The following is a 24,099-nucleotide window of genomic DNA, read 5'->3' on the forward strand; positions in this document are numbered from 1 at the left end:
CTTGTCTCTATCGTCGGCCTTGCCGATGAATTCCTTATTGGCGCTTTTGGGTAGAAGGGGTGGGACGAAGTCTCCCACGGTCTGTACTGGCTAGAGTCAGAATCGGGCTTTTAGTCCCACCCACCCCTTCAAGTCTAAACATACAAGCGAGCTTGCTCGCGATGGCGGTCTGGCAGGCACCACATCAACAACCAATAATTATCGACTTCATCTGTCGGCTAATTCCCACTGTTACCCGGCGCGTCTCAAGTAACTAAATGTGTAACCGCCCGCCCGCTTTCGAGGCATTGGGAAACGCAAAGCCCCGTTTTAGGGCCTCATCAGGCCACCTAAAAAATAAGACATAACGCTGCGCTTGCCGGATTAGAAGGCTTTGCGAATAATAGGCCCGCAATTTGCAATGTAGATCGGTTCACTGTCTTTTGCTCTTGCATGAATTTGCAGGGCTGTCAATGCGCTCGGTCGGGTTTCTCGGTGCTTCTGTAATTTGTTGTCGCATTGAAGAAATATCGGCTTCGGGCCTGTCGTTAGAATGCCGATCACTCGCTCGCCGTTGCCTGCGTTGAAATCAAAGCTGAATTCAACGCAACAATCCTACGACGCAGCGCCGCTTTCAATTTCCACCCATTCGCATATTGGGCTGTCGCTCACTCTGCCGTTTTCGCCCTATACCGATGGAGTCCTAAGATGAAGAAACTCGTGCTTCTTGGCGCCCTGGCACTGTCCGTGCTGTCCCTGCCAACGTTCGCCGATGAAAAGCCTCTGAAAATTGGTATCGAGGCGGCATACCCTCCGTTCGCGTCCAAGGCGCCGGACGGCAGCATCGTTGGTTTCGACTACGACATCGGCAACGCCCTGTGCGAAGAGATGAAGGTCAAGTGCGTTTGGGTCGAGCAAGAGTTCGACGGTCTGATCCCGGCACTCAAAGTGCGCAAGATCGACGCGATCCTGTCGTCCATGTCGATCACTGACGACCGCAAGAAGTCCGTCGACTTCACCAACAAGTACTACAACACCCCGGCGCGTCTGGTCATGAAGGCCGGTACGCAGGTCAGCGACAACCTGGCCGAACTCAAGGGCAAGAAAATCGGCGTGCAACGCGGTTCGATCCACAACCGTTTCGCCGAAGAAGTCCTGAAGCCGCTGGGTGCTGAAATCAAGCCGTACGGCTCGCAGAACGAAATCTACCTGGACGTGGCTGCCGGTCGCCTCGATGGCACCGTGGCCGACGCTACCTTGCTGGATGACGGCTTCCTGAAAACCGACGCTGGCAAAGGCTTCGCCTTCGTTGGCCCGGCCTTCACCGACGAGAAATACTTCGGCGACGGCATTGGTATCGCCGTGCGTAAAGGTGACAAGGCTGAGCTGGACAAGATCAACGGCGCCATCGTCGCCATTCGTGCGAATGGCAAGTACAAGCAAATCCAGGACAAATACTTCAACTTCGATATTTACGGTAAGTAAATAGTCGCAGCTGTCAGTCCGAAATGGCGCAAGCAACAGGATCTCTGAGGTTTGCGCCATTTTTTCATCCCAACTTTCGAGGACCTGAATCATGTTGAAAGGCTACGGGGCTGTCATCCTCGATGGCGCATGGTTGACGCTTCAGCTCGCCTTGTCGTCCATGGCCTTGGCCATTGTTCTGGGTCTGATCGGGGTCGCATTGCGCCTGTCGCCGATACGCTGGCTGGCCAGGCTGGGCGATCTGTATTCCACGGTGATCCGCGGGATTCCCGATCTGGTGCTGATCCTGCTGATTTTCTACGGCGGTCAGGACTTGCTCAACCGTGTTGCGCCATTGCTCGGCTATGACGACTACATCGACCTGAACCCGCTGGTCGCCGGTATCGGCACCCTGGGTTTCATCTTCGGTGCGTACCTGTCGGAAACCTTCCGTGGCGCCTTCATGGCGATCCCGAAAGGCCAGGCAGAAGCCGGTGCGGCGTACGGCATGAGCAGTTTTCAGGTGTTTTTCCGGGTATTGGTGCCGCAGATGATTCGCCTGGCGATTCCGGGCTTTACCAATAACTGGCTGGTGTTGACCAAGGCGACTGCGCTGATTTCGGTAGTCGGTCTGCAAGACATGATGTTCAAGGCCAAGCAGGCGGCAGATGCCACTCGCGAGCCTTTCACCTTCTTCCTCGCAGTGGCCGCGATGTACCTGGTGATCACCAGTGTCTCGTTGCTGGCATTGCGTCACCTTGAGAAGCGCTACTCGGTAGGCGTAAGGGCGGCTGATCTATGATCTTCGACTACAACGTCATTTGGGAGGCCTTGCCGCTGTACTTCGGCGGCCTGGTCACCACCCTGAAATTGCTCGCGCTGTCGTTGCTGTTCGGTTTGCTGGCCGCCTTGCCGCTGGGCTTGATGCGGGTTTCCAAGCAGCCGATCGTCAACATGACGGCCTGGCTCTACACCTACGTGATCCGCGGCACGCCGATGCTGGTGCAGCTGTTCTTGATCTACTACGGTCTGGCGCAATTCGAAGCGGTACGTGAAAGCTTCCTCTGGCCGTGGCTGTCCAGCGCGACGTTCTGTGCGTGCCTGGCCTTCGCGATCAACACCAGCGCCTACACCGCTGAAATCATCGCCGGCAGCCTGCGCGCTACGCCGAACGGTGAGATCGAAGCGGCCAAGGCCATGGGCATGTCGCGCTTCAAGATGTACAAGCGCATCCTGCTGCCGTCGGCCCTGCGCCGGGCGCTGCCGCAGTACAGCAACGAAGTGATCATGATGCTGCAGACCACCAGTCTGGCGTCCATCGTGACCTTGATCGACATCACCGGTGCCGCGCGTACCGTGAACGCTCAGTACTACTTGCCGTTCGAAGCCTACATCACCGCAGGCGTGTTCTACCTGTGCATGACGTTCATTCTGGTGCGCCTGTTCAAGATGGCCGAGCACCGCTGGCTGGGCTACCTCGCCCCGCGCAAGCACTGAAACCACTGACTGACTGTTTTTGTGAGAACCGACAGCATGTACAAACTTGAAGTCCAAGACCTGCATAAACGCTATGGCAGTCACGAAGTGCTCAAGGGCGTGTCCCTGAAAGCGGCAGCCGGCGATGTGATCAGCATCATCGGTTCCAGTGGCTCCGGCAAAAGTACTTTCCTGCGTTGCATCAACCTGCTTGAGCAACCGCACGCCGGCAAGATTCTGCTCAACAACGAAGAGCTGAAACTGGTGGCGAACAAGGACGGCGCGTTGAAAGCCGCCGACCCGAAACAACTGCAACGCATGCGTTCGCGGCTGTCGATGGTGTTCCAGCATTTCAATCTGTGGTCGCACATGACCGCGATGGAAAACATCATGGAAGCGCCGGTTCACGTCCTCGGCATGTCCAAGGCCGAAGCCCGTGAAAAGGCCGAGCTGTACCTGGCCAAGGTTGGCGTGTCCCATCGCAAGGATGCCTACCCTGGTCATATGTCCGGCGGTGAGCAGCAGCGTGTGGCGATTGCCCGTGCGTTGGCGATGGAACCTGAGGTGATGCTGTTCGACGAACCGACCTCGGCACTCGACCCGGAGCTGGTGGGCGACGTGTTGAAAGTGATGCAGGCGCTGGCCCAGGAAGGCCGGACCATGGTCGTGGTAACGCACGAAATGGGCTTTGCCCGTGAAGTGTCGAACCAGTTGGTGTTCCTGCACAAAGGCGTGGTTGAAGAAAGCGGCAACCCGCGTGAAGTGCTGGTCAATCCACAGTCCGAACGTCTGCAACAATTCCTCTCCGGCAGCTTGAAATAATCAGGACTGCCGTTGTGCACAAGGATAGTGCATGCTTCCCGATCCCTGTGGGAGCTTTGCTGGTTTTGAGATTTGTGTTCGTTTACGGGCTAGCATTGGCCCATGCCTTCATCACTGTTTTCGTTTCGGACTGCCCGCCATGACTGCCCATCGAATTGGTTTCCTGATTTGGCCCAGCACTAAAGCCTTGACGCTGGCGCTGGCCGAGGAGGCCTTGCGTGTTGCTCAGCGCGTGCATCCGGACGTTGTTTACGAACTCTCGTTCCTGCAGGCCGAAACGCCTGCCGAAGGGGCCTGGCAATTACCGGGTGAGGCGTGGACCGGCAAGCTGGAAAACTTCCAGAAGCTGTTCCTGCTGGCCGATGAGCCACCGACGACGTTGGCACCAGCGCTCAGCAGCGCACTCAAGCAATTGGTGCGTGCCGGTTGTGTGATTGGCGGTCTGTCGGCCGGTGTCTATCCGTTGGCCCAGCTCGGTTTGCTCGATGGCTATCGTGCTGCGGTGCATTGGCGCTGGCAGGATGATTTCGCCGAGCGTTTCCCCAAGGTCATCGCTACCAGCCATTTGTTCGACTGGGATCGCGATCGCCTGACCGCGTGCGGCGGCATGTCGGTGCTCGATCTGTTGCTGGCGGTGCTGGCCCGTGACCACGGCGCTGAACTGGCCGGTGCGGTGTCCGAAGAGCTGGTGGTCGAACGCATTCGTGAAGGTGGTGAGCGTCAGCGCATTCCGTTGCAGAATCGCCTCGGCTCCAGTCATCCGAAGCTCACGCAAGCCGTGCTGCTGATGGAAGCCAATATCGAAGAGCCGCTCACCACCGACGAAATCGCCCAGCATGTGTGCGTGTCCCGTCGGCAGTTGGAGCGGATTTTCAAGCAGTACCTCAACCGCGTGCCGAGCCAGTACTACCTGGAACTGCGCCTGAACAAGGCCCGGCAGATGTTGATGCAAACCAGCAAGTCGATCATCCAGATCGGCCTGTCGTGTGGCTTCTCTTCGGGGCCGCATTTCTCCAGCGCCTACCGCAACTTCTTCGGCGCCACGCCGCGGGAAGATCGTAACCAGCGGCGCAGCAGCAGCCCGTTCGAATTGTCTTCGGTGCCGTCGGAGCGTGGCTGATCCGGCACGCCACGCCCCGAGGTTTTACTCGTCGACTTCGGAGCCGTCAGTGGACGAAACGTCCAATTCGCCTCGATCAATCACCTCTTGCACACCGAAATCCGTACCCGTGCGTTCGAAGTAACCGATCAGTCGTAGCAGGCTCTCCTCGGAAAATGGATTGCCCCTTAACGTGATGTTTTCGGCGATATCCACCGGTAGTTCCAATACATCGCTGGGGGCTTCGGTGATGGCGTTGCCACTGAGGTCGGCCCAGTCCAGCTCTGTCATTTGCAGCAGGCCGTGCGGAATTTCGGTGATGCCGGTTTCATTCAGCAGCACGGTCGCCAGCCCTGTCATCTGGCTCAGATCAGGCGTTCGCCCCAGAGGATTACGGGCCAGATCGAGATAATCGAGCTGTTCCATTTCCGCTAGCGCGCTTGCCGATTCTACTGACAGGCTGACGCGGCATTCCGGGAGCGACAACGACCGCAGTTGCCCCATCTTGAACACAGCCTCGGGAATGTTGCCCAGGTTGCAGTCGCGAAGCCTGAGGCTTTTGAGCTTGGGGAAGGACTCCAGAAAACCTCCGATGCGGGTGATGCCATCGGTGCTCAGTATCTCCAGTAACGTCACATGGCTGAAGTCGGCGCTCAGGGTCGGCAGATCTCCATTGATGAGGATAGGGATGACGAGTTCAAACGTGGGCTCAAGCGCCTCATTAAAGTCATCCAGATCAGTTTCACGTCGCCAGCACTGTTCCAGCAATTGCTTGAACTCGTCGCGACTCGAGTGCTCGATGAGTTGTTGCTGTGCATCGAAAGGTTCACCGGTCAGCGGGTGGCGGGCCGGCAGGTCGGCCGTCCAGGCAGACAAGTCGGTGCTGAGTCGGTTGAGCTCTGCTTCAAGGCGTGCCAGTTCGAGCCGGCCGTCATCGAGTGTGCCGGGCAGCTCGTACACAAAGTCGCTTGCCTGCTCGACCTCCATATTCGGGTACAGCGCCTTGACTCGCGCGATATCCGCCTCGGGGGCATAGACCCCCAAGTCATAGAGGCTGTCCAGGTAGCGCTGCTTGATCAGTTGTCGCGCGCTGTCGGAGAGCGGGTTGCGGGTAAGAAACACGCCGTGTTTGTTGTAGACCGGACTCTCGAACAATCTGCCAGGTAGCTCGCGGATACTGTTGTTTGAAAGTCTGGCGGTGTCGAGTTTGGGGTGATGCATGATGCTGGCGGGGAATTCGCTCAGGCCGGTTTGGCTCAGATCCAGGTGAACGAGTTCGGGCATCGTTTCGATGCTGGGCACCACACTGAGCGGATTATTGAACAGGTCGAGCATGACCAGTTTGTTCAATGAAGACAGTTTCGACCAGGCGACAGCGTCGAGCTGGATGCCGCAATCACTGAGCACCAGTGCGTCGAGGTTCGGCATTCGGGTAATGGCGTCGGGGAGGGTGGTCAGGGAGAAGCGGCGCAAATCGAGACGGTGCAGACCCTTGAAGTTTTGCAGAAAACCGTGGACGCCATGTACCGCACGGCTGCCTTCCAGAGACAGCAGTGACACATGACTGAAATCGGCAGTCAGTGTCGGCAGGTCACCGAGTAACGGTTCTGCGAGCCTGAGCACATATCGGCCGGTGCCATCCGGGGCGTCAAAGTCCCGATCGGATTGTCGGCGCCAGCTACGCTGGATTTCCTGGGCCAGTAACCGGCGATTGTGTCGTGCAACCTGTTGCTCCAGATCGCTTAGCGCAACCCCGGTTCCGGGGTGGACGGTGGGCGTATCGTTTACCCAGGTTCCCAGGTCCCGATGCAGCTGTGCGAGCTCGCTGGCCAGGCGTGAGAGCTCCACGCGAGCGCCGTTCGGATGGCCTTGTAATGCAAGGACAGTCGACTCGATTTCTTCCGGTGAAAGGCTGGGGTAAACCTCGCGAACCCTGTCGTTGAGGGTGGGCGTCGTGCGGTTGTTGCGACTGTAACCCTGTGTGCCACCCGGCAGGCGCATGGTTGTCGGGTCGTAGAACGGTTTTCGATGAGGGTGTTTTGCGAACAGTGTGCGTAACGTCGGTTGGTCCACAGCGTGTTCGCGATGCGCTGTTTGAGGGCCTCGCCGTCTTCGAGGGTGAAGCCCAATGCACTGCGATCTGCATCCGGCAGCGCTTGAAGGATGGCGTGATAAAAGTCGCCGGGCAGTTGCTTGTTCTCATGGACCTGGTAAGTGAAGTCGTCAGCACGCACCAGCGTTCTCAGGATCGACGCGTCGGCCTGGCCAATGCTGTCGCGCAAGGTGCCGACGTGCGAATAATCCCTCACCTCGATGCGCAGATGGGCGGGCCAGCCGGGCAATGATTCGAGGCTATGCAAAGCCAGTCGGTGGGTATCTGCCGACTCCATGTCTGCGAGATAAAACCCCTCATAGGCTCTGGCGACACGTACGGCCTCCATGGCTTTTAGCGCCACGTTCTTGAGTCGCTGCGGCACTTGACCGTTGTGCAGGCTTATCAGCTCGGTGCCTGTTGCATTGCTCACCAGTTCTTGCGCGATGTCTGTCGGTAAGTTCTGTACTGCACCGAGCAGTAGCTGAACGTCCTGGTCATCGGTTTTTTCAAGTTCACGGTAGCGAGATTCGAACAGCGATTTGCGCTGGTTCAGGGCCTGGTAATGCTCGGGTTGGTCGCTGCTGGTCTGCTCGATCAAGGTCTGAATGTCCCGATCGATCTTGAAGCGCTTGATGGTGTCGGTCAGCAGCGAAGGCGGGCGATAATTTTCGACATGCGTTTTGCGCAATACGTTGTCGTGAAAGCCGCTGATCCGCAGGATCTGTTCGCGCTCGACGCTGCTGAACGACTCGACGCTATGGCCGAGGCGACGCATGACGGTTTCCCGGTCCCAGCTCAGCGGTTGTTCGAGTCCGGTCTGCCAGGCACCGTAGTTGTTATGCCGCAGGGGCGGCTGATAAGCGTCGGCCCGACTCGGATGCTGAAGCTGAAACTGCCCGGTCTCGCTATTCAAGCGCACGGCATAGAGCTTGTCTTCAAGGGGCAGAAGGGTCTTGCCCTGATGTTGATACAGGCCGAGGTGATCGGGTTTGACCGCGGTCGGGATGTTGGTGGTGTGCTCATAAGGCGTCAGGTCCGGTTTCCAGTAACGGGTTTTGCTCTCGGTCACTTTGACGGGAGTGAACCGGTCGAACAGCGCCAGCGTGTCACGGGACAGCAAAGGTTTGATCTCTCCAACAGCAATGACGCCACCCACCGCGAATGTCCCCAGTTGAACGAGCGATTCGACGACGCTCATCAGGTGTCCGAACGCTTCTGTTTTCAGGCCTTCGGCCCAGTCGACGATGCCTTCGAACGCTTCGTCGAGTAACTGGTAGGCCATATAGGCCAGCGTCAGTTCGCCGAGGAATGGAACAAAGGGCAGGGCAACGAACGCGGCGGATTGAAGGATTGTCGAGGCGACTTTGCTGAAGGCGTCCCACAGCGCCCATCGTGCGTTCCGGTCGGCGCTGGCGGTGGAGACGGCAATGGTGCGTGCGTCGTTGAGGATCTTGTTCAGTTGCCGCTGATAGAGGTGAGCCCATAAGTCGGCTTTGATCGGGGCCAGCGAAAATCGCAGGTTGGGTTTGTCGATGGGCGTCTCTCGCCAGCTGGGCAGCGGGTCGCCGTGTTGATGCTGGTGCCAGGTCACGGCGCTGAGGCGGCGGTTAAGGTCGGCGAAAAAATGCCCCCTCTCCTGATGGTCGACGAACTGGCTGAAAAAGCGCTGGTAGGCGGGTGAACGCAATTTGCGGGTCAGCTCGGTCATGAACGCCAGCGTGTCGGGATACTGCTTGACGGGATGCTCGGGGTCTTCCGGGATATAGGCCACGATCCGCGTTGCCTGGCGAGAGTGCTCGAGGTTGGGGGCGAAAATGACAATGCCGGTCAGCGCTGAAGACATCATCGTCAGGTCGTTGCAGTGCAACGCTTGGTTGCCCGGCTTCATGCCCGGGCGTCCTTCCAGGAGACCGAGAATCGAGTCGCAGGTGTCTTTCTCAATATCCTGTCGCAGCAGCCCCTGATGCAGCGCCGACTTGAGCGCGGCTTGCTGCGCGTTCCTGACGCTTGGCTTTAAAACGGCGCCGACCAGCGGGTTGGTCACGCCCAGGTTGTCGTTGAGGTAGGCGCTGTACTGGCCGCCGATATCCAGTTCTCGGCACAGTCGGGTGAACCTGGCGATGCTGATGTGCTGCTTGATCGTTGGCAGCGTGTCGAATTGTCCGGTGGGGGAGGGTTCGGTGATGAAGGCCGAGGCCGGCTCGTAGGCATCCACCTCAGTCTCCGATGCCTGAAAATTGTGCAGGGCAGCGTCGAGCAATGACACTGTCCAGGTGCGTGCGGCACCGGATTTGACCGGGAACCAGGGGATGGTCTGAGGGATGTACAGGCGCAGGAAGGTGCTCTTGACGTCCAGTTCGAGGCCGAAGCGGGTTTTCAGTGCTTCACTCAGCAGCGGCTCGGCGAAGGCGCGGGCGTTTTGCAGTTTGCCCAGCATCTGCTCCAGCGGGTTTCGATGGGACCAGTGTTCGGTGTTGAGTGCGTTCAGTGTCTGCTGTTGCTGGCGGGTCGCGTTGCGATACCCGTGAGGCGTTTCGAGCCTGGCGTTTTTCAGCGCGTTGCGCGTCTCGGGCGATGTTTGCAAGACCCAGATCGGGAGGAGTGTGGAAAGGTGTTGGTAGTGGCTGTCCGGATGAGCGGCAAGCTCGTCGTGTTGATTCATGCGCAAGTCCCTTGGCGTTTGAAGTAGACACAAGGAAAACAAACGGCGATGCGCTCCGTGCAGTACATAATTACCGTCCGGCTGGACAAGCCTGCCTATAACGTACTCCGGCAGTTTAAACTGCGCCTTTGCGACGCTATTTGTCGCATTGCCATAAACCCGGCTCAAACCTGTGTTTGCGCTATAAGAAGTTGTCGCTTGGCGGCAAGGCCGGGGTGAAAACTGTCCTTACAATCCCCCTCATCGCTCGCCAGTTTCAGGCGGGTGTTTCTCATCAGGAGACTCCGATGTCCGTTGAGCACGCTGCGGTACAACGCGCCGATTTTGACCAGGTAATGGTTCCCAACTACGCGCCTGCCGCTTTCATTCCGGTACGTGGCGCCGGTTCCCGCGTTTGGGACCAGTCTGGCCGCGAGCTGATCGACTTCGCCGGCGGGATTGCGGTTAACGTCTTGGGCCACGCCCACCCGGCGCTGGTCGGTGCCTTGACCGAGCAAGCGAACAAGCTGTGGCACGTGTCCAACGTGTTCACCAATGAGCCTGCCCTGCGCCTGGCCCATAAGCTGATCGACGCGACCTTTGCCGATCGTGTGTTCTTCTGCAACTCTGGCGCCGAAGCCAACGAGGCCGCCTTCAAGCTGGCCCGTCGTGTTGCCCACGATCGTTTCGGTTCAGAGAAATACGAAATCATCGCCGCGCTCAACAGCTTCCACGGTCGTACCCTGTTCACCGTGAACGTCGGTGGCCAGTCGAAGTACTCCGACGGTTTCGGTCCGAAAATCACCGGCATCACTCACGTCAAGTACAACGATCTGGACGCGCTCAAAGCGGCCATTTCCGACAAGACCTGCGCGGTAGTACTGGAGCCGATCCAGGGCGAGGGCGGCGTATTGCCGGCTGATCTTGCGTACCTGCAAGGCGCCCGCGAGCTGTGCACTGCACACAATGCGCTGCTGATCTTCGACGAAGTACAAACCGGCATGGGCCGCAGCGGCGAGCTGTTCGCCTACCAGCATTACGGCGTGACGCCGGACATCCTGACCAGCGCCAAGAGCCTGGGCGGCGGTTTCCCGATCGCAGCGATGCTGACCACCGAAGACCTGGCCAAACACCTGGTCGTCGGCACCCACGGCACCACTTACGGCGGCAACCCGCTGGCGTGCGCCGTCGCTGAAGCGGTGATCGATGTGGTCAACACGCCTGAAGTGCTGAATGGCGTCAAAGCCAAGCACGACCTGTTCAAGACTCGCCTGGAGCAGATCGGCGCCAAGTACGGCCTGTTCACTCAAGTGCGTGGCCTGGGCCTGTTGCTCGGTTGCGTCTTGAGCGAGGCCTGGAAAGGCAAGGCCAAGGACGTGTTCAACGCGGCTGAACGTGAAGGCTTGATGATTCTGCAAGCCGGTCCGGACGTGATTCGCTTTGCGCCAAGCCTGGTGGTTGAAGACGCGGACATCGAAGAGGGCCTGCAGCGCTTCGAGCGTGCCGTGGCCAAACTGACTCAAGCCTGATAGTCCCTTCGACGCCTGATCATTCAGGCGTCGAAGCAAATTCTTATGCCGGGCCGGTTCTTATGTGGGAGCGAGCCTGCTCGCGATGGCGGTTTCACATTCAACATCTTTGTTGGCTGATCTGACGCTATCGCGAGCAGGCTCGCTCCCACACTTGAGTCCGAGTGACTCAAGGCCGGCCCGGTTTATTTTCCTCAAAGAGTTTTTCGAAAAAGGAGTGACACCATGCTGGTGATGCGCCCCGCGCAAATGGCTGATCTGGGCGAGGTACAGCGTCTGGCTGCGGACAGCCCGATTGGTGTCACGTCCTTGCCGGATGATGTCGAACGCTTGAGCGACAAGATCGCCGCAAGCGAAGCGTCGTTTGCTGCCGAAGTCAGCTTCAACGGTGAAGAAAGCTATTTCTTCGTTCTCGAAGACACCGCCACCGGCAAACTGGTGGGCTGCTCGGCCATCGTCGCGTCGGCCGGTTATTCGGAGCCGTTCTACAGTTTCCGTAATGAAACCTTCGTGCACGCTTCTCGCGAGCTGAAGATTCATAACAAGATTCACGTGCTCTCCCAGTGCCACGACCTGACCGGCAACAGCCTGTTGACCAGCTTCTACGTGCTGCCGGAGCTGGTCGGTTCGCCTTGGTCGGAACTCAACTCTCGCGGTCGCCTGCTGTTCGTTGCCAGCCATCCGGAGCGTTTCGCCGATTCGGTGGTCACCGAAATCGTCGGCTACAGCGACGAAAATGGCGACTCGCCGTTCTGGGATGCCATCGGTCGCAACTTCTTCGACCTCAACTACGCTGAAGCCGAGCGTCTGTGCGGGCTCAAGAGCCGGACTTTCCTCGCCGAACTGATGCCGCATTACCCGATCTACGTGCCGCTGCTGCCGGACGCCGCCCAAGAGGCGATGGGCCAGGTGCACCCGCGCGCGCAGATCACCTTCGACATCCTGATGCGCGAAGGCTTCGAGACCGATCACTACATCGACATTTTCGACGGTGGCCCGACTCTGCACGCACGTGTCTCGGGGATTCGTTCGATCGCCCAGAGCCGTGTGGTGCCGGTGAAAATCGGTGAGCCGGTCAAGGGGGCCGGTCGTCAGTACCTGGTGGCCAACGCGCAGTTGCAGGATTACCGCGCGGTATTGCTCGAGCTGGATTATGCGCCGGGCAAACCGGTAACCCTGGATCTTGAAGCCGCCGAGGCCTTGGGTGTCGGTGAAGGTGCCAGCGTGCGCCTGGTGGCAGTTTAAGGGCCGATTTCAGGCTTAAGAGCAGAGAGTTTTACGGGTGGCCTGAGCGACCCGTTTGAGGAGATAGCATGATCGTTCGTCCCGTACGCAGCAGCGATTTACCCGCGCTGATCGACCTGGCCCGCAGCACCGGCACCGGCCTGACCACCTTGCCGGCCAACGAAGAGCGTCTGGCTCACCGGGTTGGCTGGGCTGAAAAGACCTTTCGCGGCGAAGCGGGGCGCGGCGACGCGGACTACCTGTTCGTGCTCGAAGACGATAACGGTCGCGTGGTAGGGATTTCCGCTATCGCCGGCGCTGTCGGTCTGCGTGAGCCTTGGTACAACTTCCGGGTCGGTCTGACCGTCAGCGCGTCGCAAGAGCTGAACATCTACCGGGAAATCCCGACGCTGTTCCTGGCCAACGACCTGACCGGCAATTCCGAGCTGTGCTCGTTGTTCCTGCACGCCGATTACCGTTCCGGCCTCAACGGTCGCATGCTGGCCAAGGCGCGGATGCTGTTCATCGCCGAATTCCCGCAGCTGTTCGGCAACAAGATCATCGCCGAAATGCGCGGAGTGTCCGATGAAGCCGGCCGCTCGCCGTTCTGGGAAAGCCTGGGGCGGCACTTCTTCAAAATGGAATTCAGCCAGGCCGATTACCTGACGGGCGTGGGCAACAAGGCGTTCATCGCCGAGCTGATGCCGAAGTTCCCGCTGTACACCTGCTTCCTCTCTGAAGGCGCGCGCAATGTGATCGGCAAGGTTCATCCTGACACCGAGCCAGCGCTGGCGATGCTCAAGAGCGAAGGCTTCAGCTACCAGGGTTACGTCGACATCTTCGACGCCGGTCCTGCCGTTGAATGCGAAACCGGCAAGATCCGCGCGGTCCGCGACAGCCAGGCGCTGGTACTGGCCATCGGCACCCCGGGTGACGACGCCACGCCATTTCTGATTCACAACCGCAAACGCGAAGACTGCCGGATCACTGCCGCTCCCGCACGCTTTGCTGCCGGTACGCTGGTGGTTGACCCGTTGACCGCCAAACGTCTTCAACTCAATGCCGGCGATCAAGTACGTGCCGTGCCGTTGTCTGCTGCTCGGGAGTCGAAATAATGAATTCGCTTTATATCGCTGGTGAATGGCTGGCGGGCCAGGGTGACACGTTCGAATCGCTGAACCCGGTCACCCAGCAAGTGCTGTGGTCGGGGCAGGGCGCCAGCGCTGCTCAAGTCGAAAGCGCCGTGCAAGCTGCGCGTCAGGCCTTCCCGGCCTGGGCCAAACGCTCCCTGGAAGATCGCATCGGCGTGCTGGAGGCCTTTGCCGCCAGCCTGAAAAAACACGCTGACGAACTGGCTCACTGCATCGGTGAAGAAACCGGTAAGCCGCTGTGGGAAGCCGCGACTGAAGTGACCAGCATGGTCAACAAGATCGCTATTTCGGTGCAGAGCTACCGCGAGCGTACCGGCGAGAAGAGCGGCCCGCTGGGCGACGCCACTGCCGTGCTGCGCCACAAGCCTCACGGCGTGGTGGCGGTGTTTGGTCCTTACAACTTCCCTGGGCACTTGCCGAACGGTCACATCGTTCCGGCGCTGCTGGCCGGTAACAGCGTGCTGTTCAAGCCAAGCGAGCTGACCCCGAAAGTCGCCGAGCTGACGGTCAAATGCTGGATCGAAGCCGGCCTGCCTGCCGGCGTGCTGAACCTGCTGCAAGGCGCGCGTGAAACCGGGATCGCCCTGGCGGCCAATCCGGGTATCGACGGTCTGTTCTTCACCGGTTCCAGCCGTACCGGCAACCACCTGCATGCGCAGTTCTCCGGTCGTCCGGACAAGATCCTCGCGCTGGAGATGGGCGGCAACAACCCGCTGGTGGTCGATCAGGTCGCAGACCTCGACGCTGCGGTGTACACGATCATTCAGTCGGCGTTCATTTCTGCCGGTCAGCGTTGCACCTGCGCCCGTCGCTTGCTGGTACCGCAAGGTGCCTGGGGCGATACGCTGCTGGCGCGTCTGGTGGCGGTCAGCGCAACGATCGACGTCGGCGCGTTCGATCAGCAACCCGCACCGTTCATGGGCTCGGTGGTTTCTCTGGCCGCTGCCAAGGCTCTGATGGATGCGCAAGAACACTTGCTCGCCAATGGCGCCGTGCCGCTGTTGAAAATGACCCAGCCACAGGCCAACGCCGCGTTGCTGACCCCGGGCATTCTTGATGTGAGCGCGGTTGCCAATCGTCCTGACGAAGAGTTGTTCGGCCCGTTGCTGCAAGTGATTCGTTACGCTGATTTCGAGGCGGCGATCGCTGAAGCCAACAACACCCAATACGGTCTGGCCGCAGGTTTGCTGTCGGATTCCGAAGCGCGTTATCAGCAGTTCTGGCTGGAAAGCCGCGCCGGTATCGTCAACTGGAACAAACAGCTGACCGGCGCCGCGAGCAGCGCGCCATTCGGCGGTGTGGGCGCCTCGGGCAACCATCGCGCCAGTGCCTATTACGCGGCGGATTACTGCGCGTACCCGGTGGCCTCGCTGGAAACCCCAAGCCTGACCTTGCCGGCCGCCCTGACGCCTGGCGTAAAAATGGCGTGATGCCCAATCGCGAGCAGGCTCGCTCCCACAAGGGCGATGAAATCCCTGTGGGAGCGAGCCTGCTCGCGATGGCCGCGCCCCGGTCTTGAAGAACAGTTACTGAAGCCTATAACAACAGATTCTTGTGGAGCCTCGCTGATGAAATCCTATGAAGTCAATTTTGACGGTCTAGTGGGGCCGACCCATAACTACGGCGGTCTGTCTTACGGCAACGTCGCGTCCCAGAGCAACAGCCAGCAGTCTTCCAACCCGAAGGAAGCGGCGCTGCAAGGCCTGGCGAAAATGAAAGCGCTGATGGAAATGGGCTTTCAGCAAGGCGTACTCGCGCCGCAAGAGCGCCCGGATGTCGGCGCGCTGCGCAGCCTGGGCTTCAGCGGCACCGACGCTCAAGTGATCGAGCAGGCCGCCAAACAGGCGATGCCGTTGCTGGTTGCCAGCTGCTCGGCGTCGAGCATGTGGGTGGCCAACGCCGCCACCGTCAGCCCGAGCGCTGATACCGCCGACGGTCGCGTGCATTTCACCGCCGCCAACCTCAACTGCAAATATCACCGCAGCATCGAGCACCCGACCACCAGCCGCGTGCTGGGGGCGATGTTCGCGGACCAGAAACACTTCGCCCACCACGCAGCGTTGCCTGCCGTGGCGCAGTTCGGTGATGAAGGCGCAGCCAACCACACGCGCTTCTGCCGTGAATACGGTGAAGCCGGTGTCGAGTTCTTCGTGTTCGGTCGTAGCGCGTTCGATACCCGCTACCCGGCACCGCAGAAGTACCCGGCGCGTCAGACCCTTGAAGCGTCGCAAGCGGTTGCCCGTCTGCACGGCTTGAGCGATGACGGCGTGGTGTTCGCCCAGCAGAATCCTGCGGTGATCGACCAGGGCGTGTTCCACAACGACGTGATCGCGGTGGGTAACGGCGAGGCGCTGTTCTATCACGAGGACGCGTTCCTCGATACCGAGCAGATGCTGGCGGAACTGTCGGCCAAGCTGGCCAAGCGTGGCGGCCAGTTCAAGGCGATCTGCGTACCGCGTTCCCAGGTGTCGGTCGAAGACGCCGTGCGTTCTTACCTGTTCAACAGCCAGTTGCTGTCGCGCGCTGACGGTTCGATGCTGCTGATCGTGCCGCAAGAGTGCCAGAACAACCCGCGCGTCTGGCAGTACCTGCAAGAGCTGACCAGCTCTGGCGGCCTGATTCGCGAAGTGAAAGTCTTCGATCTCAAGCAAAGCATGCAGAACGGCGGTGGCCCGGCTTGCCTGCGGTTACGTGTCGCACTGAATGAAACCGAGCTGGCGGCGGTCAACCCAGGGGTTATCATGACCCCGCCGTTGTATGGCACGCTGACCCAATGGGTCGACAAGCACTACCGTGACCGCATGACCGAAATCGATCTGGCGGACCCACAATTGTTGCTTGAGTGCCGGACGGCACTGGATGAACTGACGCAAATCCTTAAACTGGGCGCGGTTTATCCATTCCAGATCAATTGAAAGCCCGCGTCCTGCTCATGAAGAGTCGGACACGTTGCTTTATCTCCCGATGAGAACGTAAAAATGAGCGATACCCTGCAGCTGATTCTTGAAGACACCGACGGCACTCAGCTGGAAACCTCTTGCACCCGCGTTGCGGTAATGTGGCAGGGCAAAGAGTTGTGGATCCAGCACGATGGCCGTGGCCAGCTGCTGATCGGTGTTGACGTCGAAGAAGGCGATGCCGAATACGCGAACCTGCTGCTGCGCCCATTGGCGACTAATCTGGTAAGTCTGCAACTGGAAATGGAACCGGCTGAAATCGGTGACGAAGACCACGTGCACGGCCCGGATTGCAAACACGATCACTAAGGAATTCGCTCTATGCTCGCCCTCGGCAAACTGCTTGAACTGACCCTCGCCGGTCGTGAACCGGCGGAGAAGACTCAACTGACTGTCGAAGGCGTGCGGATGCGCTGGCTGAGCGAAGGGGCGCTGGAAGTCCGGCCACCCGAGGCTCGCGACAATGGCCTGGACTTGCTGTTGTCGGCCGGCATCCACGGTAACGAAACAGCGCCGATCGAGTTACTCGATCGCCTGTTGCATGACATTGCCCGCGGAGAGTTGAAGCCGCGCGCACGTATTCTGTTCCTGTTCGGCAACCCTGACGCCATGCGTCGCGGCGAGCGGTTTATCGAGCAGGACGTCAATCGGCTGTTCAACGGCCGTCACGAACTCAGCAGTGGCTCCGAAGCACTGCGAGCCTGTGAACTGGAGCGTCTGGCGGCGACTTTCTTCAATCTGCCCGACCGCGCCCGTTTGCACTACGACCTGCACACCGCGATCCGTGGCTCGAAGATCGAGCAGTTCGCGCTGTATCCCTGGAAAGAAGGTCGCCACCATTCCCGTCATGAACTGGCCCGCTTGCGCGCTGCCGGCATGGAGGCGGTGCTGTTGCAGAACAAGCCCTCCATCGTTTTCAGTTCGTATACCTACGACAAGCTCGATGCCGAGTCTTTCACCCTTGAACTGGGCAAGGCCCGGCCGTTCGGGCAGAACGACGGGGTCAACGTCTCGCGCCTTGAAACCCTTTTGAAGCAGATCATCGAAGGCACCGAGCCGGAGTCAGCAGAAGAGAGCCTGGATGGCTTGCAGCTGTTCAGCGTGGCGCGGGAAATCATCAAGCACAGCGACAGCTTCCACTTGAACCTGCCAGCGGATATCGAGAACTTCTCGGAGCTGAAAAAGGGTTATCTGCTGGCCGAGGACATCGCCCAGACCCGCTGGATCGTCGAGGAGGAGGGGGCGCGAATCATCTTCCCGAACCCGAAGGTCAAGAACGGCCTGCGCGCCGGCATTTTGATTGTGCCGACCACCGACGAAAACCTGGTCTGAGACCAGAACCTCGATCCCGACCAAGATCTACTGTGGGAGCGAGCCTGCTCGCGAAGCGGTGTATCAGCCAGCACAGTTGTCGGCTGATGAGCAGTCATCGCGAGCAGGCTCGTTCCCACAGGTTTTGTGCTTAGACGGCTACTGCGCGGTGTTCAGTGCGACGCAAGGCGCGCATCTTGTGCAGCGTGTCGGCGCAGGTCTTTGCCGCTTCCTGGCCCTTGTGCACGAAGTGCTCGAAGAAGAACTTCTGGTGCTCTTCGCCGGCATGAAAGTGGTGCGGGGTCAGCACGACCGAGAACACCGGCACTTCGGTTTCCAGCTGAACCTGCATCAGGCCGCTGATCACCGACTGGGCAACGAATTCGTGACGGTAGATGCCGCCGTCAACCACTAGGCCTGCAGCGACGATACCGGCATAACGGCCAGACTTGGCCAGCAGCTTGGCGTGCAGTGGAATTTCAAAGGCGCCGCCGACTTCAAAAAAGTCGATATCCGATTCCTGATAGCCTTGGGCGAGCATCTCGCTGACGAAGCCCTTACGGCTCTGATCAACGATTTCCTTGTGCCAGCACGCCTGGATAAACGCTACGCGCTCGCCCTGATGGTTTTTGCTTTTGCTATCGATTGCGGTGGGTTGCATCTGTTCTGACTCCTGTTTGTGTGAAAAACAGGGCGTTATGAATCGAATGGGATTTAAGGGTACGTGCAGGTCAGACGTGCAGAGTATGCGCGTTGCCCACGGACGGCCCTTTGGTGCCAATCCCGTTCTCTCTTCATCCGGACTATGACCGTCGGCCCCGGGATCACACCGGGTCTGCTGACCTTGCCGTCACCTGCTGCCGAAGCATCAGTGACACCAAGCGCTCGCGGGCTATGCGCATTGCGCGCAATTACCGCCGGTGGGGAGTTGCACCCCGCCCTGAGAACGTTTTGCTGCCAGGTTTTCTGGCGGCGGAGAGTTTTTAACACATATTTGCGGGCTGCGCATGGCTGCTTTCTGATGATATACATCGGTTTTTCCGTTGGCTTGAACCGGCTTTTCCAGTCCTGGCCTTGATTAATTGCGGCGTTGGCCGCAGTAATCCCCTTCGAAAGAGATTTCCTTTATCAGCAGCGACGTTAGCGTCCTATTCCGAGGCCTGATTCATGAGCGTTATCGATCTTCGTAGCGACACCGTTACCCAACCGACCGCAGGGATGCTCGACGCGATGGCCAACGCGGCCACCGGGGATGACGTCTACGGCGAAGATCCGACGGTCAATCAGCTTGAGGCCGAACTGGCCAGGCGTCTGGGCTTTGCAGCGGCGCTGTTCGTGCCGACAGGAACCATGAGCAACTTGCTGGGGTTGATGGCCCACTGCGAGCGCGGGGACGAGTACATCGTCGGCCAGCAGGCGCACACGTATAAGTATGAAGGTGGCGGGGCCGCGGTGTTGGGCTCGATCCAGCCGCAACCGCTGGACGTTCAGGCCGACGGTTCGCTGGACCTGGCTCAGGTGGCAGCGGCGATCAAGCCGGACGATTTCCACTTCGCCCGAACCCGTTTGCTGGCACTGGAAAACACCATGCAAGGCAAGGTATTGCCGCTGGAGTACCTGGCGCAGGCTCGCCGCTTTACCCGTGAGCACGGCCTGTCGCTGCACCTGGACGGCGCGCGGTTGTACAACGCAGCGGTCAAGCTGGGCGTCGATGCGCGGGAAATCACCCGGCACTTCGATTCGGTGTCGGTGTGCCTGTCCAAAGGCCTCGGCGCGCCGATCGGTTCGGTGCTCTGTGGTTCGGCCGAGTTGATCGGCAAGGCCCGGCGCCTGCGCAAGATGGTTGGCGGCGGCATGCGTCAGGCCGGCATTCTTGCGGCGGCAGGCTTGTATGCGCTGGATCACAACGTGCAACGCCTGGCGGATGACCACGACAACGCGCAGTTTTTGGCTGAAGGCCTGCGCGCGGCGGGGTATACAGTCGAGCCTGTACAGACCAACATGGTTTACGTGCAGATGGGCGATAAGTGCGAGGCGCTCAAGGCGTTTGCCGGTGAGCGCGGGATCAAGCTCAGCGCCGCCTCACGTTTGCGCATGGTCACTCACATGGACGTCAACCGGGCGCAGATCGAGCAGGTGATCGCCACTTTCGTCGAGTTTTCTCAAAACTGAAGGTGTTAGCCGTCCAATTGACTGTCTGTATCGTACAAACACACTGTACCTGCACACTAACGCCGATATAATGCGGCCCTTTGCCGTCGCTTCGTCTGTTGACGATTCGTACAGGCCTTTGGCCGCAGTCTCCGTGGAAGAACCTAATGAAAAGCGCAGAAATCCGTGAAGCCTTCCTTCGCTTCTTCGAAGAGCAAGGCCACACCCGTGTAGCCTCCAGCTCTTTGATTCCGGGCAACGACCCAACCCTGCTGTTCACTAACGCGGGGATGAACCAGTTCAAGGACTGCTTTCTGGGCCAGGAAAAGCGCGCCTATACCCGCGCCGTCAGCAGCCAGAAGTGCGTTCGCGCCGGTGGCAAGCACAACGACCTGGAAAACGTCGGTTATACCGCCCGTCACCACACGTTCTTCGAAATGCTGGGTAACTTCAGTTTCGGTGACTACTTCAAGCGTGATGCGATCACCTTCGCCTGGACCTTCCTGACCTCCGACAAGTGGCTGAACCTGCCGAAGGAAAAGCTCTGGGTCACCGTCTACGCCAGCGATGACGAGGCCTACGACATCTGGACCAAGGAAGTCGGTGTTCCGGCCGAGCGCATGGTTCGCATCGGCGACAACAAAGGCGCGCCGTACGCCTCCGACAACTTCTGGACCATGGGCGATACCGGCCCGTGCGGTCCTTGCACCGAGATTTTCTACGATCACGGCGCCGACATCTGGGGTGGCCCACCGGGTTCGCCAGAGGAAGACGGCGACCGTTACATCGAAATCTGGAACAACGTCTTCATGCAGTTCAACCGCACCGCCGATGGCGTGTTGCACCCGTTGCCAGCGCCGTCGGTGGATACCGGCATGGGCCTGGAGCGGATCAGTGCCGTGCTGCAGCACGTTCACTCGAACTATGAAATCGACCTGTTCCAGAGCCTGCTGAGCGCTTCGGCCAAGGCCATTGGTTGCACCAACGACAACCAGGCTTCGCTGAAAGTCGTGGCTGACCACATTCGTTCCTGCGGTTTCCTGATCGCCGACGGCGTGCTGCCGTCCAACGAAGGTCGTGGCTACGTGCTGCGCCGGATCATTCGTCGCGCTTGCCGTCACGGCAACAAGCTGGGCGCCAAGGGCAGTTTCTTCTATCAGATCGTCGGCGCACTGGTTGCCGAGATGGGCGAAGCCTTCCCTGAGCTGAAATCCCAGCAGGCGCACATCGAGCGCGTGCTGAAAGCCGAAGAAGAGCAGTTCGCCAAAACCCTGGAGCAGGGCCTGAAGATCCTCGAGCAGGATCTGGCCGAACTCAAAGGCGATGTGGTGCCAGGCGACGTGGTGTTCAAGCTGTACGACACCTACGGTTTCCCGATGGACCTGACCGGCGACATCGCCCGTGAGCGCAACCTGACCATCGACGAAGAGGGCTTCGAGCGCGAAATGGAAGCCCAGCGCGTCCGTGCCCGTTCGGCCAGTTCCTTCGGCATGGACTACAACAGCCTGGTCAAGGTTGATGTGGCCACCGAGTTCACCGGTTACACCGCTCACAGCGGTTCGGCCAAAATCGTTGCTCTGTATAAAGACGGGCAATCGGTCGACGTATTGAGCGAAGGCGAAGAGGGCGTGGTCGTTCTCGATCAGACGCCGTTCTATGCGGAATCCGGCGGTCAGATCGGTGACTGCGGTTACCTGCAGGCAGGCGCTGCGCGTTTCGACGTGCGCGACACCACCAAGACCGGCGGTGCATTCCTGCACCACGGTGTGCTGGATTCGGGCAGCCTGACCATCGGCTCGCCGGTTCAGGCCCAGGTGGATGCCGAGGTGCGTCACGCCACTTCGCTGAACCACTCCGCCACGCACTTGCTGCACGCAGCATTGCGCCAGGTGCTGGGCGAGCACGTTCAGCAAAAAGGCTCCTTGGTCGACAGTCAGCGTCTACGCTTTGACTTCAGCCACTTTGAAGCGATCAAGCCTGAACAGCTGAAAGCGCTGGAAGAAATCGTCAACGCCGAAATTCGCAAGAACTCCGAAGTTGAAACCGAAGAAACCGATATCGACACCGCCAAGCAAAAAGGCGCCATGGCGCTGTTCGGCGAGAAGTACGGCGACAGCGTGCGCGTACTGAGCATGGGCGACTTCTCCGTCGAGCTGTGCGGTGGTATCCATGCCAGTCGCACCGGCGACATCGGCCTGCTGAAAATCATCAGCGAAGGCGGCGTGGCTTCTGGCGTACGTCGTATCGAAGCGGTGACAGGCGCTGCGGCACTGGCTTACCTGAACGCTGCGGAAGAGCAACTCAAGGAAGCGGCCAACCTGGTCAAGGGCAGCCGCGACAATCTGATCGACAAGCTGTCGGCTGTGCTTGAGCGCAACCGTCTGCTGGAAAAGCAACTCGAGCAGTTGCAAGCCAAGGCCGCCAGTGCGGCGGGCGACGACCTGTCGGCTTCTGCCCAGGACGTCAAAGGCGTGAAAGTGCTGGCCGTGCGTCTCGACGGTCAGGACGGCAAGGCGCTGCTGGCGCTGGTCGATCAACTGAAGAACAAACTCGGCCGCGCAGTGATCCTGCTCGGCAGTGTCCATGAGGAAAAGGTCGTACTGGTTGCGGGTGTAACCAAGGACCTGACTGGCCAACTCAAAGCCGGTGATTTGATGAAGCARGCCGCTGCAGCAGTGGGCGGGAAGGGTGGTGGTCGTCCGGACATGGCGCAAGGCGGCGGTATCGACGCTGGCGCACTGGATGCTGCATTGGCCCTGACCGTGCCGTTTGTAGAGCAGGGTATTTAAGGCTGCGTGCCGAGCCCGTCGTCTAGTGGCGGGCTTCGTAGCTGTTTGAGTGATTAATGGGCGCCCTTCATGGGCTGAGGCGGCTTTGAAATGGCTTTGATCGTACAGAAATTTGGAGGCACCTCAGTCGGCACTGTCGAGAGAATCGAGCAGGTCGCCGACAAGGTTAAGAAATTCCGCGAAGCCGGCGATGACCTGGTGGTTGTGCTGTCTGCAATGAGCGGCGAGACCAACCGTCTGATCGATCTGGCCAAGCAAATCAGTGGTGACGATCAACCGGTTCCGCGTGAGCTGGATGTCATCGTCTCCACCGGTGAGCAGGTGACGATTGCACTGCTGGCCATGGCGCTGATCAAGCGCGGCGTACCGGCGGTGTCGTACACCGGCAACCAGGTGCGGATTCTGACGGATAGCGCGCACAATAAAGCGCGTATCTTGCAGATTGATGACCAGAAGATTCGCGGTGACCTGAAGGCCGGTCGTGTAGTTGTCGTTGCCGGTTTCCAGGGCGTCGACGAGCACGGCAATATCACCACCCTTGGTCGTGGCGGTTCCGACACCACCGGCGTGGCGCTGGCAGCGGCCCTGAAGGCTGATGAATGCCAGATCTACACCGATGTCGACGGCGTCTACACCACCGACCCGCGCGTGGTGTCCGTGGCTCAGCGCCTGGACAAGATCACCTTTGAAGAGATGCTGGAAATGGCCAGCCTCGGTTCCAAGGTGTTGCAGATCCGCGCGGTCGAGTTCGCCGGTAAGTACAACGTTCCGCTGCGCGTACTGCACAGCTTCAAGGAGGGTCCGGGCACCCTCATTACTATTGATGAAGAGGAATCCATGGAACAGCCGATCATTTCCGGCATCGCTTTCAACCGCGATGAAGCCAAGCTGACCATCCGTGGCGTGCCAGACACCCCGGGCGTGGCTTTCAAGATTCTCGGCCCGATCAGCGCCGCGAACATCGAAGTCGACATGATCGTGCAGAACGTTGCGCACGATAACACCACCGACTTCACCTTCACTGTGCACCGCAACGACTACCAGGCGGCCCAGACCGTGCTGGAAAACACCGCTCGCGAGATCGGTGCCCGTGAAGTCGTTGGCGACACCAGGATCGCCAAGGTATCGATCGTCGGCGTCGGCATGCGTTCTCACGCAGGCGTTGCCAGCCGCATGTTCGAAGCGCTGGCTAAAGAAACCATCAACATCCAGATGATCTCGACTTCGGAAATCAAGGTTTCCGTGGTGATTGAAGAGAAGTACCTGGAATTGGCTGTGCGCGCTCTGCACACGGCTTTCGAACTGGACGCACCGGCCCGCCAGGGCGAGTGATGCTCCTCTAAGGGCGCGGTCTGACCGCGCCCTTTGTTTTTTTGAGCGGCGCGACTGAAATCTGTTCTTTTGCTCGTGC

16 protein-coding genes, 1 pseudogene and 1 riboswitch are annotated in these 24,099 nt (G+C 59.5%); of the genes and pseudogenes, 15 read left to right on the forward strand and 2 right to left on the reverse strand.

Translation table 11 applies throughout. The features are described 5' to 3' along the window. The first annotated feature begins 687 nt into the window (after positions 1–687). The 5 genes from AC1DIH_RS20955 to argR all read left to right on the forward strand — a co-directional run bounded on the left by AC1DIH_RS20955 (position 688) and on the right by argR (position 4,861). Complete coding sequence (locus AC1DIH_RS20955) at positions 688–1,464, forward strand: ABC transporter substrate-binding protein (RefSeq protein ID WP_429539255.1); 777 nt, start codon at positions 688–690, stop codon at positions 1,462–1,464. Between the two features lie 91 nt (positions 1,465–1,555). Next, on the forward strand, positions 1,556–2,245 hold the full coding sequence (locus tag AC1DIH_RS20960) for an ABC transporter permease (protein WP_019693168.1): 690 nt from the start codon (positions 1,556–1,558) through the stop codon (positions 2,243–2,245). Continuing rightward, on the forward strand, positions 2,242–2,940 hold the full coding sequence (locus tag AC1DIH_RS20965) for an ABC transporter permease (RefSeq protein WP_123585394.1): 699 nt from the start codon (positions 2,242–2,244) through the stop codon (positions 2,938–2,940). The genes AC1DIH_RS20960 and AC1DIH_RS20965 overlap by 4 nt, the downstream gene beginning before the upstream one ends. Before the next feature lie 36 nt (positions 2,941–2,976). Then, entirely contained in the window at positions 2,977–3,741 is a 765-nt protein-coding gene (locus AC1DIH_RS20970; RefSeq protein ID WP_019693166.1) for an ABC transporter ATP-binding protein, read from the forward strand. 139 nt (positions 3,742–3,880) lie between these two features. Continuing rightward, positions 3,881–4,861 carry a transcriptional regulator ArgR gene (gene argR / locus AC1DIH_RS20975; protein WP_427545766.1) on the forward strand — a complete coding sequence of 327 codons (981 nt, stop codon included), beginning with the start codon at positions 3,881–3,883 and terminating at the stop codon, positions 4,859–4,861. A gap of 24 nt (positions 4,862–4,885) precedes the next feature. Here the strand turns inward: argR and AC1DIH_RS20980 are convergent. Continuing rightward, positions 4,886–9,597, reverse strand: a pseudogene (locus AC1DIH_RS20980) (dermonecrotic toxin domain-containing protein). Positions 9,598–9,884: 287 nt separating this feature from the next. Here AC1DIH_RS20980 and AC1DIH_RS20985 point away from each other — a divergent pair. From AC1DIH_RS20985 to astE, 7 genes are all read left to right on the forward strand, one after another. Further along, positions 9,885–11,105, forward strand: a complete 1,221-nt coding sequence (locus AC1DIH_RS20985) for an aspartate aminotransferase family protein (protein ID WP_477773129.1) — start codon at positions 9,885–9,887, stop codon at positions 11,103–11,105. Between the two features lie 225 nt (positions 11,106–11,330). Then, the gene (aruF, locus tag AC1DIH_RS20990) at positions 11,331–12,350 is read left to right on the forward strand and encodes an arginine/ornithine succinyltransferase subunit alpha (RefSeq protein ID WP_019693162.1); all 1,020 of its coding nucleotides are present in this window, start codon (positions 11,331–11,333) and stop codon (positions 12,348–12,350) included. A gap of 68 nt (positions 12,351–12,418) precedes the next feature. Further along, positions 12,419–13,444, forward strand: coding sequence for an arginine N-succinyltransferase (gene astA / locus AC1DIH_RS20995; protein ID WP_427545772.1), 1,026 nt, complete (start codon positions 12,419–12,421; stop codon positions 13,442–13,444). Further along, on the forward strand, positions 13,441–14,910 hold the full coding sequence (astD, locus tag AC1DIH_RS21000; RefSeq protein WP_477773195.1) for a succinylglutamate-semialdehyde dehydrogenase: 1,470 nt from the start codon (positions 13,441–13,443) through the stop codon (positions 14,908–14,910). The genes astA and astD overlap by 4 nt, the downstream gene beginning before the upstream one ends. 138 nt (positions 14,911–15,048) lie before the next feature. Then, the gene (gene astB, locus AC1DIH_RS21005) at positions 15,049–16,395 is read left to right on the forward strand and encodes an N-succinylarginine dihydrolase (RefSeq protein WP_477773130.1); all 1,347 of its coding nucleotides are present in this window, start codon (positions 15,049–15,051) and stop codon (positions 16,393–16,395) included. Between the two features lie 63 nt (positions 16,396–16,458). After that, positions 16,459–16,746, forward strand: coding sequence for a hypothetical protein (locus AC1DIH_RS21010; protein ID WP_019693158.1), 288 nt, complete (start codon positions 16,459–16,461; stop codon positions 16,744–16,746). A 12-nt stretch (positions 16,747–16,758) separates the two neighbouring features. Further along, positions 16,759–17,769, forward strand: a complete 1,011-nt coding sequence (astE, locus tag AC1DIH_RS21015) for a succinylglutamate desuccinylase (RefSeq protein WP_477773131.1) — start codon at positions 16,759–16,761, stop codon at positions 17,767–17,769. A 130-nt stretch (positions 17,770–17,899) separates the two neighbouring features. Here astE and AC1DIH_RS21020 read toward each other — a convergent pair whose 3' ends face one another. Further along, on the reverse strand, positions 17,900–18,409 hold the full coding sequence (locus AC1DIH_RS21020) for a 6,7-dimethyl-8-ribityllumazine synthase (protein WP_477773132.1): 510 nt from the start codon (positions 18,407–18,409) through the stop codon (positions 17,900–17,902). A gap of 120 nt (positions 18,410–18,529) precedes the next feature. Continuing rightward, positions 18,530–18,700, reverse strand: a riboswitch (FMN riboswitch). A gap of 215 nt (positions 18,701–18,915) precedes the next feature. Here AC1DIH_RS21020 and ltaE point away from each other — a divergent pair. The 3 genes from ltaE to AC1DIH_RS21035 all read left to right on the forward strand — a co-directional run bounded on the left by ltaE (position 18,916) and on the right by AC1DIH_RS21035 (position 24,020). Next, a complete protein-coding gene (gene ltaE, locus AC1DIH_RS21025) occupies positions 18,916–19,920 on the forward strand; it encodes a low-specificity L-threonine aldolase (RefSeq protein ID WP_477773133.1) in 1,005 nt (334 codons plus the stop codon). Between the two features lie 146 nt (positions 19,921–20,066). Next, entirely contained in the window at positions 20,067–22,688 is a 2,622-nt protein-coding gene (gene alaS / locus AC1DIH_RS21030) for an alanine--tRNA ligase (protein WP_477773134.1), read from the forward strand. 90 nt (positions 22,689–22,778) lie between these two features. Beyond that, positions 22,779–24,020: an aspartate kinase gene (locus AC1DIH_RS21035; protein WP_477773135.1), complete on the forward strand. Its 1,242-nt coding sequence runs from the start codon at positions 22,779–22,781 to the stop codon at positions 24,018–24,020. Positions 24,021–24,099: the final 79 nt, after the last annotated feature.

This window comes from Pseudomonas sp. 05N36 (genome assembly GCF_056397385.1).